Genomic DNA, 11,484 nt, shown 5'->3' on the forward strand with positions numbered 1-11,484 from the left:
GCATATTCCTTCGACACGATCGAGGCGAAGTCCATGCCGAGGTTGGCAAGCATGGGCGCGTTCGGCTCGGTCAGGGTCAGCTTGACGGTCAGATCGTCGACCTTCTCCCATTTGGCGACATATTTCGGCATGTCCATGCCGGTGTAGTAATCCCAGGTCAGGTTCGGCAGGTATTTATCGCCGTTCCACGGGTTCGCCTTGTTGAACTGACGGTCGAAGGAGAAGACGACGTCGTCGGCGTTGAGGTCGCGGGTCGGCTTGAAATAGTCGGTAGTCTGGAACTTCACACCTGGATGCAGATGGAAAGTATAGACCAGACCGTCGTCCGAGATTTCCCACTTGTCGGCAAGGCCGGGCTCGACCTCGGTGCCGCCATGCTTGAATTCGACCAGGCGCGAATAGACGGTACGCGACGAGGCATCGAAGTCGTTGCCGCCCGTCGTCGTACCCGGATCAAAATTGGCCGGCGATGCTTCCGAGCAATAGACAAGCGTCTTCGCATTGGCCATGCCGCTCAGGACGCTTGCGGCCAGCAACGCGGCCGCAAAAGCGAGTTTCTTTTTCATTGAGCACTCCCTGATGTTCTTCCAAGCCCCTCTATCAGGCTCGCGAAGCCCGCATATAAGCACCGTTTTTCCGGCTTTGGAACACCCCGTTTGCTTACCCCGCGGGAAGCAGGAAAAAAATCCGCCATTTTGCTAAATGGCAGAAAAAATTAGCAGTTTTTTCCATTCACGGGATTGTTAACGACCGCATTTTTTTATTGATCGTCGATCTGGCGATACAGGTGCCGCGCCGACCTTCGCTCGGCCGAGGGTGCGGCAGGATAGCGGCTCGCAGTATCGGCGGCAGGGGAGATTCTTGGCGGCAAATCTTTCGCCGCCTTGCCGCAGGGGCAAGACTTGCACCGCCGCCGATAGAGGCAATACATAGAAGACATCCCAGGCCGCAGCCGGGGGACGTCTCTGTCAATTCGGGGGCGAGCGCGGCACGGACGAACAAGAATTATCCAGGGAGGAACGGGTGGCAAAAGCATCAAAGACGACGGCGTCGGTGAAAGCCAAGACGGCTGCCAAGGCAGCCGCCGGCGCAGTCAAGCCGAAAGCGCCCGTTGCCAAAGCCGCCGCGGCAAAGCCGAAGGCGGCCCCCGTGCCGGTGAAGGCAAGTGCAAAACCGACGGCCAAGCCGGCCGCGGCCTCGCGATTGCCGGAGGCACTGACGGCGCTGACTGCCGGGCTGCCGGAAAAGCCATGGCTCAAAAGCTATCCGAAAAGCGTACCAGCTGAAATCGGCGCCTTGCCCTACAGCTCGATCGGCGATTTCCTGGTCGCCGCCTGCAAGCAATTTTCCGCCCAGCCCGCCTTTACCTGCATGGACAAGTCCATCAGCTATGCCGATGTCGAACGGCTGTCGGCGGCCTTCGGCGCATACCTGCAATCGAAGGGACTGCAAAAGGGCGCACGCGTCGCCCTGATGATGCCCAACGTGCTGCAATATCCGGTGGCGATGATGGCCGTCTTGCGCGCCGGCTATGTCGTGGTGAACATCAATCCGCTCTACACGCCGCGCGAACTGGAGCACCAGCTCAAGGATTCCGGTGCACAAGCCATCGTCATCCTGGAGAACTTCGCCAGCACCTTGCAGGCGGTCATCTCCAGAACGGCGGTCAAGCACGTCGTGGTCGCCGCGATGGGAGACATGCTCGGCGGACTGAAGGGCACGATCGTCAATTTCGTCGTGCGCCGGGTGAAGAAGATGGTGCCGGCATGGTCGCTGCCCGGCCATGTCAAGTTCAACGCGGCCGTCAAGGCCGGCGGCGGCGTGGGCTTCAAGCCAGCCAAGGTGGCGGCCGACGATGTCGCCTTCCTGCAATATACGGGCGGCACCACCGGCGTCTCGAAGGGCGCAACGCTGCTGCACAGCAACGTGCTGGCCAATGTCGTGCAGAACGCGCAGTGGATGGAAGACGCCTATACGATCAAGCCGAAACCGGCGCATCCGAACTTTATCTGCGCCCTGCCGCTCTATCATATCTTCGCGCTGACGGTGAACGCGTTGATGGGTATGCAGCAAGGTGCGCGCAATGTGCTCATTCCCAACCCGCGCGATATTCCCGGCTTCGTCAAGGAACTGCAGAAATATCCGATCCACATCTTTCCGGGCTTGAACACGCTGTTCAACGCCCTGCTCAACAATGAGGACTTCCGCAAGCTCGACTTCAAGCCGCTGGTGCTGACGCTGGGCGGCGGCATGGCGGTGCAGAAGGGCGTCGCCGAACGCTGGAAGGCCCTGACCGGCTGTCCGGTGACCGAAGGCTACGGGCTGTCGGAAACCTCGCCGGTGGCCACCGCCAACAAGTTCAGCGCCAGCGACTTCACCGGCACCATCGGCCTGCCGCTGCCGTCGACGGAGATCGCCATCCGCGACGACGACGGCAACAATCTGCCACTCGGCGAGGTCGGCGAAATCTGCATCCGGGGGCCGCAAGTGATGGCGGGCTACTGGAACCGGCCGGATGAGACCGCCAAGGTGATGACCAAGGACGGCTATTTCAAATCCGGCGACATGGGCTTCATGGACGAGCGTGGCTACACCAAGATCGTCGACCGCAAGAAGGACATGATCCTGGTCTCGGGCTTCAACGTCTATCCGAACGAGCTCGAGGAAGTCGTGGCGATGCATCCGGGCGTGCTCGAAGTGGCGGCGATCGGCGTGCCGGACGAGCATTCGGGCGAAGTGCCGAAGCTGTTCGTGGTCAGGAAGGACCCGGCGCTGACCGCAGAGACGCTCACCGCCTATTGCCGCGAGAACCTGACCGGCTACAAGCGGCCAAAATACATCGAATTCAGGACCGAGCTGCCGAAGACGCCCGTCGGCAAGATCCTGCGGCGGGCGCTGCGCGAATGACGGCAGCCGACGGCCTTGGCGCCGTGGATGCACCTTGCCGTCCTGACCCGACCGAGTTCATCAAGGCGAACATGCGCATCGCCCCGGTGCCGTCGCTTCCCGAAATCCGGCTTTATACGCCTCATCCGGGGAGTGGCCTGAGGCGGCTTATCGATCCGCGGCTAAGCTTCGACGATGATGACGACACGGCCGAGGCGGATGAGGATGGACCCGATCCGCAGCCGCCCTACTGGGCCTATGCCTGGGCCGGCGGCGCCGTACTTGCACGCTATATACTCGACCATCCGCAAACCGTGGCCGGTCGCCGCGTGTTCGACCTCGGCGCCGGTTCGGGTCTTGTCGGCATTGCCGCCGCCAAGGCCGGGGCGAGCGCGGTGATCGCCGCGGAGATCGATCGTAACGGCATTGCCGCGATCGGCCTCAACGCCGCGGCGAACGGCGTCGAGATCACCATTGTCGACAAGGATATCACCACGGGCCCGCCGCCGGCGGTCGACCTCGTGCTCGCCGGCGATGTGTTTTACGGCCACGAGGTTGCTTTGAGGGTTATCCCGTTCCTCGATCGCTGCCTGGCAGCCGGCATTGAGGTGCTGGTCGGCGATCCCCGCCGCAACGATCTGCCACTTTCCCGGCTGCGGTTGCACGCCGAATATCAGGTGCCGGATTTCGGCGACGCGAAAGGTGCCCCGACCAAGCCGAGCGGTGTCTTCTCGTTTGAGGCGGAAGAGCGCCGACCCCCCCTCAAACCAAATCACTCGAATGACTGAGTTCGACCCTTTGCAGACGATTCTATGGAAGCTATAGTCCAGTTATGGGGTATCGGCTCGATATGGAAGCCTTGCTAGCCCCGCTTCACTTTGATCAAAACACCCGTACCTGCCCATATTGACCCATCCCTGTTTTCGCAGTTTCGTTCGCCCAGTCGAGGTTCCGGCAATCCCGAGCCTATGACCAACCCGGTCTGGGTATGGGCAATTGAACAGGGTCTCAGCGGTTACTCCCTAAACAAGACGTTCAACGGCCCGCGTTCAGAAGATGTCGGACCGTGCTGGAGCTTCAGCCGGTACGGGCGCACTGAAACCACGCTGCCTGACGGCCGCCGTGTCAGGATCGGCGGCGAGTATGAAGATTGGTACGATGCAGACTTCTACATCTACAACGATGTAATCGTTAGGCATCCTGGGGGCGGAACCGAGATTTTCGGCTACTCGGACGACGTTTTCCCGCCCACCGACTCCCACACGGCAAATCTTGTCGGCGACCGTATATTTATCGTTGGGAACCTATCTTATCCGAATGTCCGTGGTCAAAAGGCGCAAGTGCTTGTTTTGGACACAACGAACTATGGCGTTGGTCGCTTTGATACGACCGGTGAAACTCCGCCGTGGATATACAAACACTCTTCGGAACTAGTCGAAGATGGTAGCGCACTCCTGGTTCGCGGCGGGCTTCTCATCGGGCCGCAATGGCCTGCCGCGGTCGAGAACATCGACGATTGGCGACTGGAGCTCCATACGGGCCGCTGGGAACGCCTCACCAGACGGCTCTGGCCACGATTTGCATTCGTTCGAGATGATGGATGTCAAAATCATCTCTTTTGGCTTCGCCGCCGTCTTTCGGATCGCGCCAGCGGCAGACCGGAGGATAGTGACGGTTTTCGAGCCAGGCATCTTAGCCATCTCGGCCTCAATCCTCGAATGGACTTGCTCGAAACATTGTACACGCCCGACGTGCCTCATTCGAAGATGCCTGAAATTACGGACGAGCATCGCGTCTATCGCCTGTGCGTTGAGGGCGTCACCGTGCGCTATGTTGAGGGCTGGCACGATATTCGGCTGACGGTGGAAGGTGTTCTTCCGAACCGGATTGTCGAGATGATCCGCCTGGATCTGCTGACCAAGCTGACGGCAATCGAGAACACGACCATCAACTGTATCCAGGTGGTGGTCGAGTAGGCCACGGAAGGCGTCCGATGCCAGGAAGAAACAGCTTCCCCCGTCAGATCGTTTCCTTGACCCGCGCCGACAGAAAATCCGGCAGGTCGGCAACCGAATCCAGCACGATATCGGCGATCGACGACAGCGATTCAGGTGTGCCGGTTCCGGAGAGCACGCCGATCGCCAGCCCGCAGCCGCCGGCTCGCGCCATCTCCAGGTCGTGGCGATTGTCGCCGACCATGGCGATTTGCGCCGGCTTCAGCCCGGTCAGGTCGCAGAAGGCGAAGATCGTGTCCGGCGCCGGTTTCGGATTGGCCACCGCGTCATAGCCATAGGCAGCGTCGAAGAGCTGGGCGACGCCAAGCGTGACCATCGTCTTCTCCGCGCCGCCGGTTGAATCGTTGGTAGCGACGCCGAGCCGGTAGGATCGCTTGTGCAGCACTGTCAGCGTTTCGACGATGCCGGGTAGGGCCACCGCCATCGACGAGCCTTGCACGGACGTGATTTCGTTGAAGCGGGCGACGGCCAGCATCTGGTCCTCGTCGGACAGGCGCGGGAACCACAGTTCGACGACATCCATGTTGGTGCCCGAGGCAAAGATCGAATCGGGCCTGAACCGCTTGTTGACGAAATCGAAACCCGCCGCCGAAAGCAGCCTGTCGGCCTTCCAGCGATCGCCCTCGGCGGCATCCATGGCCATGAAGTCGGCAATGCCGAGCCAGGTCGCGTTGAAGTCGACAAGCGTCCCGTCCTTGTCGAACAATATGCCCTTGATGTCTGCCAAACTGCTCACTCCGAACCACGCAAATGCTGGATGTATCCCACCAGGCCAGCGGTCGATGCATCCCGCTTCGCGGCACTTTCCTTGCCCTCCACGACAGGCAAGAGGCCGGTGGCCAGTTCCTTGCCGAGCTCGACGCCCCACTGGTCGAAGGAATTGATGTTGAACAAAGTGCCTTCGACGAAGACGCGATGCTCGTAGAGCGCGATCAGCCGGCCGAAGGTGCGCGGGTCGAGCTTGCGGTAGAGAATGGTCAGCGAGGGCCGGTTGCCGGAGAAGACGCGGTGCGGGGCGATCTTGTCGACCTCGGCCGGCTTCATGCCCTTGGCCAGCATCTGGGCGCGCGCCTCCTCCAGCGTGCGGCCCTTCATCAACGCTTCCGACTGCGCCAGGCAGTTGGCGAGCAGCAGATCATGCTGATGCTTGAGGTCCGGCTCGTGGCCGACGGCCGCAGCGAGGAATTCGACCGGGATGAAATCGGTGCCCTGATGCAGCAGCTGGAAGAAGGCATGCTGGCCGTTGGTGCCAGGCTCGCCCCAGACCAGCGGTCCGGTCGGGGTCGTCACCGCAACGCCTTCGAGGGTGACGCTCTTGCCGTTTGATTCCATATCGAGCTGCTGCAGATAAGCCGGCAGCCGGGACAGGCGCTGGTCATAGGGAATGACGGCACGCGCGGGATATCCGCAGATCACGCGATGCCACCAGCCAACCAGCCCCAGCAGCGCCGGCAGGTTCTCCTGCACCGGCGCCGTGCGGAAATGCTCGTCCATCTCATGCGCCCCATCGAGGAAGGCGCGAAAATTCCGCGGCCCGACCGCGATCATCACCGGCAGGCCGATCGCCCCCCAGACCGAATAGCGGCCGCCGACCCAGTCCCAGAAGCCGAAGACGCGATCCGATTCGATGCCGAACTTGGCCACCAGCTCGAGCGCGGTCGAGACGGCGGCAAAATGCTTGCCGACTGCTTCCTTGCCGAGTGCCTTCTGCACCCATTTGCGCGCCGTCTCAGCGTTGGTCATCGTCTCGACGGTGGTGAAGGTCTTGGAGGCGATGATGAAAAGCGTGGTTTCGGCCGACAGGCCCTTGAGCGTGTCGTGGATATGGGCGCCGTCGATATTGGAGACATAGTGCGCGCGCGGCCCGTCATGATAGGGGGCTAGCGCCAGCGTCGCCATGGCCGGGCCGAGATCGGAACCGCCGATGCCGATGTTGACGATGTCGGTGATTTTCTTGCCGGTCGCGCCGGCTGCCTTGCCGGAGCGCACGGCATCGGCAAAGGCGCCCATCGCGTCGAGCACGGTGGTGACGTCCGCCTTGACGTCCTGGCCATCGACGGTGACGCCCTTGCCGGTCAGGTTGCGCAGCGCGGTGTGCAGCACGGCACGGTCTTCGGTGACGTTGATCTTCTTGCCGGCGAACATCGCCGCCCGGCGGCCTTCGAGATCGGCTGCCCCGGCAAGTTTCTCCAGCAGGTCCATGGTGAGCGCGTCGACCGCGCATTTCGACCAGTCGAGCAACAGGTCGCCGTCGGTGGCTGAGAATGTCTTGAACCGCTGCGGATCGGCGGCGAAGGCCTGGCGCATGCTGGCTGGCGCCGCGGCGCGATGATCGCGCAAGGCTGCGAGCTGTTTCTGGAAGGCTGACTGATCCACTGGCGGGACTCCTGGCGTTTTCGACGCACCATATCAGACCGGATGTTTCCGGCGCGTGTCGTCGCGCCAAAACTAGTGAGCCGAATTCTGTACGGTCAATACGCGGCGATGACGCGAATCGTCACGCGGCGACGATGCAGGCGCGTCCCGAGGGTGGGCGGAGTGCCGGATTTTCCGCCGAAGGATCACTGGCATAAATCCCAACGATCAGAAAAATTGATTGGCGCAACCCCTTGTGCCACCGTTACATTCGACTGGTCCAGCCAAACGAAAAAAGCTGGCCATCGAGGAACATCTTCCATGCCACAGCGAAACGACACGGCGATATGGTCCGGCCTGTTCCGGATTTCGGCCGAATCCGGCCAGACCCTGCAGGCACAGATCCGCCAAGCCATCGTGGCCGCCATTCTCGACCGCCAGATCGCCGCTTCGATGCCGCTCCCCTCTTGCCGGATCCTGGCCGAAAAACTCGGCGTGGCGCGCGGAACCGTGGTGCTGGCCTTCCAGCAGCTCGTCGACCAGGGCTTCCTGGTGGCACGCGAGCGGCGCGGCCATTTCGTCAATCCCGATGTGTTGGCGACACCAGCCAAGCCGCATCAGAAGGCGCCCGACCAGGCCAACGAGATCGACTGGAAGGCACGCCGCAAGATCGCCGCAAGCGACATGCCGCCGCCGGCCAAGCACGAGAACTGGATCAAGTCGTCCTACCCCTTCGTCTACGGCCAGTTCGACCCGGCGCTGTTCCCGACCGCTGAGTGGCGCGAGTGCAACCGCATGGCGCTTGCCGTGCTCGAAATCCGCAACTGGGCGTCCGATATGGTCGATCGCGACGATCCGTTGCTGATCGAACAGATCCAGGCGCGGCTGTTGCCGCGGCGCGGCATCTTCGCCAATCCCGACGAAATCATCGTCACGCTGGGCGCCCAGAACGCGCTCTACATGCTGGCGACGCTGTTGATGGGCAAGGGCTCCAAGGTGGCGATGGAGGACCCCGGCTATCCCGACGCACGCTCGATCTTCCGCCTTGCGGGCGCCGACATCCAGCCGGTGCCGGTCGACCAGTCCGGCATTGTAACCGCTTCTATTCCCAATGATTCCGGGTTCGTGTTCGTCACACCCAGCCATCATTGCCCGACCATGGTGCCGCTGTCGGCGGAACGGCGGCAGGATCTCCTGGCGCGGGCCAACCGCTACAACCAGATCATCATCGAGGATGGCTATGACAGCCAGCTTCTCGACGAGGCGCCGCAGCAGGCATTGAAGAGCCTCGACCGCTCCGGCCGCGTCGTCTATGTCGGCTCGATGTCGAAGACGCTGGCTCCAGGCCTGCGGCTCGGCTACATCGTCGCCTCGGCCGGACTGATCTCGGAACTCCGGGCGCTGCGCCGCTTCATGCTGCGCCATCCGCCTGCCAACAACCAGCGCGCCGTCGCGCTGTTCCTGTCGCTCGGCCATCACGAGGCACTTGTGCGGCGGCTGTCGAGCGCCTTCGACGAGCGGCGCAAGCGCCTGGTCCATGCGATTTCCGCTTTCCTGCCGGAATGGCGTTCGACCGATTCGGCGGGCGGCACATCGCTGTGGCTTGAAGGGCCGCGCGGCACCGATTCGCGCGGACTGGCCGAGGCGGCCGCCTCGCGCAGCGTCATCATCGAGCCGGGCGATCGTTTCTTCGATCGCACTGAAAAGCCTTCGCGTTTCATGCGGCTGGGCATTTCCTCGATCGCGCTCCAGCACATCGAGCCAGGCATCCGCGAACTGGCCACCGCCGCCGGACGCAGGCCGGCCGCCGCCTGATCCACCGCCCGACCCCCTTGCCTGAGCCGCACAACGTGGCTCCGGCTCCATTAGCCCTGGCATATGCAGCCGGACCGTCTGGCTCATAGGCTGGGCCAATGCCGGCGGCATAGTCGGAGCACAAAGGGGAAAGAAGCAGCCGATGGTGGACCAACCGCCGCGCCCTGCTTCTCRGAAAGGTGGAGTGTCTCCATGTCAGTTCTTGAAAAGCAGGAAGCGGCGGCGGATCAACGTTCGCGCCGCTCCGGCGGGCGCGAAGCGCGCCGCGCCATGCGGGCAGCACCGTTGGCCGACGACATCAAGCCGGTGCGCGCCGGCCTCGAAGGCGGCAGCTACGGGCCGCTGACGGAGAACGACCAGGAACGCATCCACGAGGCGGTGCTGACACTCCTGGAAACGGTTGGCTTCGCCAATGCCATTCCCTCCTGCATCGAGGCGCTGACTAAGGCCGGCGCCAACTATGGCGACGATGGCCGCATCCGCTTCCCCCGCGCGCTCGTGCTCGACACGATCAAGAAAGCGGCCCGGCATTTCACGCTGCACGGCCAGGACCCGAAGCACGACATGCTAATCAAGGGCAAGCGCGTGCATTACGGCACGGCGGGCGCTGCCGTGCATCTGGTCGATGTCGAAAAGCGCGAATACCGCGAGTCGCTGCTGCAGGACATCTATGACGCCGCCCGCCTCGTCGAGGGGCTCGACAACATCCATTTCTTCCAGCGGCCCATGGTGCCGCGCGACATTCCCGACCCGCTCGATATGGATTTCAACACGCTCTATGCCTGCGTGATGGGCACGTCGAAGCATGTCGGCACCTCGTTCACGGTGCGCGAGAACGTGCAGCCGGCGCTCGAAATGCTCTATGCCATTGCCGGCGGCGAGGAGAACTTCCGCGCCCGGCCGTTCGTCTCGAACTCCAACTGCTTCGTCGTGCCGCCGATGAAGTTCGCCGAGGACGCCTGCGGCGTGCTCGAGGCCTGCGTCGAAGGTGGCATTCCGATCCTCTTGCTGTCGGCCGGACAGGCCGGAGCTACGGCCCCGGCGGCGATTGCCGGTGCAGTGGTGCAGGCGGTGGCCGAAGTGCTGGTCGGCCTTATGTATGTCAACGCCATCAAGCCGGGGCATCCGGCGATCTTCGGCACCTGGCCATTCGTGTCGGATCTCAGGACCGGCGCCATGTCTGGCGGTTCGGCCGAACAGGCGGTGCTGACCGCGGCCTGCGCGCAGATGGCGCAATATTACGACCTGCCGGGCGGCTCGGCCGCGGGCATGACGGATTCGAAACTCCCTGACATCCAGTCCGGCTATGAAAAAGGCATCACCGATGTGATGGCCGGCCTTGCCGGGCTCAACCTGGTCTACGAATCGGCCGGCATGCACGCCTCGCTGCTCGGCTTCTGCCTGGAAAGCCTGATCATCGACAACGACATGCTCGGCCACTGCCTGCGCTGCGTGCGCGGCATCGAGGTGACCGACGAGGCGCTGTCGATCGACACCATCGCCGATGTCTGCCTGAAGGGACCAGGCCACTATCTCGGCAATGAGCAGACGCTGCGGCTGATGCAGACCGAGTATTTCTATCCGGCCGTGGGCGACCGATTTTCGCCCAAGGAATGGAACGAGAAGGGCCGGCCCGACATCCTGCAACGGGCGATCATCGAGARGAAACGCGTGCTTGCCGAGCGCTTTCCGCGCCATGTGCCGAAGCTGATCGATGACAGGCTGCGTGCCCGCTTTGGCGAGATGATCAAGCTGCCGCGCGGCAGCATGGGCGGGTAGGCCCTCGCAAAACAATCAGTCCGCGTTGAGACCGTAGCGCTCGACGACTTCGGCATTGATCAGCTTGGCGTGCAGCGTCATCAGCACGATTTGCGCATCCAAGCCGTCGCCGGTTTCAAGGGCGGCCTCGATCCGGCGTTCTGCATCCAGCCTGTTCTGAAGACCGTTGGATCGTTCGAAGGCTTCCGGTCCGGCGATGCAGTAGCTGAACAATCGCGCCACGTCTGCATAGGCTTGGCCGGGCGGCTCGTCAGGCCAATGATCCTTCATCAGATTGACGATTGTCAGTTTTACGCCCTCCGGCACGAGGGCGGGATGAAGGTCGGCGCCACGCAATGCCGCATCGAGCTGCCTCAAGTCGCCCGAGCGGCCGAACATTCCGAGGAAGCCAAGGGAAGAGCGTCGTGTCGCCAYCATGTTCCAATCCGTTTCAAACCACTTAAGTGGTTCGCAAGCGGAATACAAAGGCAGCGACCTCTAAAGCGCGTCACATTGAAACGGGTTCACGCGACGCGCTTTATGCCTTTGCCGTTGTGCATGTCAGCCACTTGCCGCCAGCAGCAAGACACCGGCCAGGGCTGATCCGGCAAGCGTCGGCAGCATGCCGATTCTAAACTTCAGGATAGCGATCATG

9 protein-coding genes are annotated in these 11,484 nt (G+C 62.5%); 5 read left to right on the forward strand and 4 right to left on the reverse strand.

Translation table 11 applies throughout. The annotated features are described in order from the left end of the window. A partial coding sequence (locus tag ACXJ7R_RS14705) for an ABC transporter substrate-binding protein (protein ID WP_457152465.1) occupies nt 1–566 on the reverse strand: 566 nt, incomplete at its 3' end. A 457-nt stretch (nt 567–1,023) separates the two neighbouring features. Between ACXJ7R_RS14705 and ACXJ7R_RS14710 the strand changes: the two genes are divergently transcribed. The 3 genes from ACXJ7R_RS14710 to ACXJ7R_RS14720 all read left to right on the forward strand — a co-directional run bounded on the left by ACXJ7R_RS14710 (nt 1,024) and on the right by ACXJ7R_RS14720 (nt 4,862). After that, a complete protein-coding gene (locus tag ACXJ7R_RS14710) occupies nt 1,024–2,907 on the forward strand; it encodes a long-chain-fatty-acid--CoA ligase (protein ID WP_457152466.1) in 1,884 nt (627 codons plus the stop codon). Beyond that, nucleotides 2,904–3,674 (forward strand): class I SAM-dependent methyltransferase, encoded by a 771-nt coding sequence (locus tag ACXJ7R_RS14715; protein ID WP_457152467.1) that lies wholly within the window; start codon nt 2,904–2,906, stop codon nt 3,672–3,674. The genes ACXJ7R_RS14710 and ACXJ7R_RS14715 overlap by 4 nt, the downstream gene beginning before the upstream one ends. A 180-nt stretch (nt 3,675–3,854) precedes the next feature. After that, a complete protein-coding gene (locus ACXJ7R_RS14720) occupies nt 3,855–4,862 on the forward strand; it encodes a hypothetical protein (RefSeq protein WP_457152468.1) in 1,008 nt (335 codons plus the stop codon). Between the two features lie 43 nt (nt 4,863–4,905). Here the strand turns inward: ACXJ7R_RS14720 and ACXJ7R_RS14725 are convergent, their stop codons facing one another. Both ACXJ7R_RS14725 and pgi read right to left on the reverse strand, forming a co-directional pair. Continuing rightward, nucleotides 4,906–5,628 carry an HAD family hydrolase gene (locus ACXJ7R_RS14725; protein ID WP_457152469.1) on the reverse strand — a complete coding sequence of 241 codons (723 nt, stop codon included), beginning with the start codon at nt 5,626–5,628 and terminating at the stop codon, nt 4,906–4,908. A 5-nt stretch (nt 5,629–5,633) separates the two neighbouring features. Then, nucleotides 5,634–7,277 (reverse strand): glucose-6-phosphate isomerase, encoded by a 1,644-nt coding sequence (pgi, locus tag ACXJ7R_RS14730; protein WP_457152470.1) that lies wholly within the window; start codon nt 7,275–7,277, stop codon nt 5,634–5,636. Nucleotides 7,278–7,577: 300 nt separating this feature from the next. On the opposite strand from pgi, the gene pdxR reads away from it, so the two are divergent. Together pdxR and ACXJ7R_RS14740 are read left to right on the forward strand one after the other, a co-directional pair. Further along, entirely contained in the window at nt 7,578–9,071 is a 1,494-nt protein-coding gene (gene pdxR / locus ACXJ7R_RS14735; RefSeq protein ID WP_457152471.1) for a MocR-like pyridoxine biosynthesis transcription factor PdxR, read from the forward strand. Between the two features lie 192 nt (nt 9,072–9,263). Then, nucleotides 9,264–10,850: a trimethylamine methyltransferase family protein gene (locus tag ACXJ7R_RS14740; RefSeq protein ID WP_457152472.1), complete on the forward strand. Its 1,587-nt coding sequence runs from the start codon at nt 9,264–9,266 to the stop codon at nt 10,848–10,850. Nucleotides 10,851–10,865: 15 nt separating this feature from the next. Here ACXJ7R_RS14740 and ACXJ7R_RS14745 read toward each other — a convergent pair whose 3' ends face one another. Beyond that, the gene (locus ACXJ7R_RS14745; RefSeq protein WP_457152473.1) at nt 10,866–11,267 is read right to left on the reverse strand and encodes a hypothetical protein; all 402 of its coding nucleotides are present in this window, start codon (nt 11,265–11,267) and stop codon (nt 10,866–10,868) included. Between the last annotated feature and the right edge of the window lie 217 nt (nt 11,268–11,484).

The organism is Mesorhizobium sp. P5_C1 (assembly GCF_054049815.1).

What these genes read in the sequence shown, in the direction of transcription:
- ACXJ7R_RS14720 (WP_457152468.1), top strand. Translation starts at nt 3,855, where the DNA reads ATGACCAACCCGGTCTGGGTATGGGCAATTGAACAGGGTCTCAGCGGT.
- pdxR (WP_457152471.1), top strand. Translation starts at nt 7,578, where the DNA reads ATGCCACAGCGAAACGACACGGCGATATGGTCCGGCCTGTTCCGGATT.
- ACXJ7R_RS14715 (WP_457152467.1), top strand. Translation starts at nt 2,904, where the DNA reads ATGACGGCAGCCGACGGCCTTGGCGCCGTGGATGCACCTTGCCGTCCT.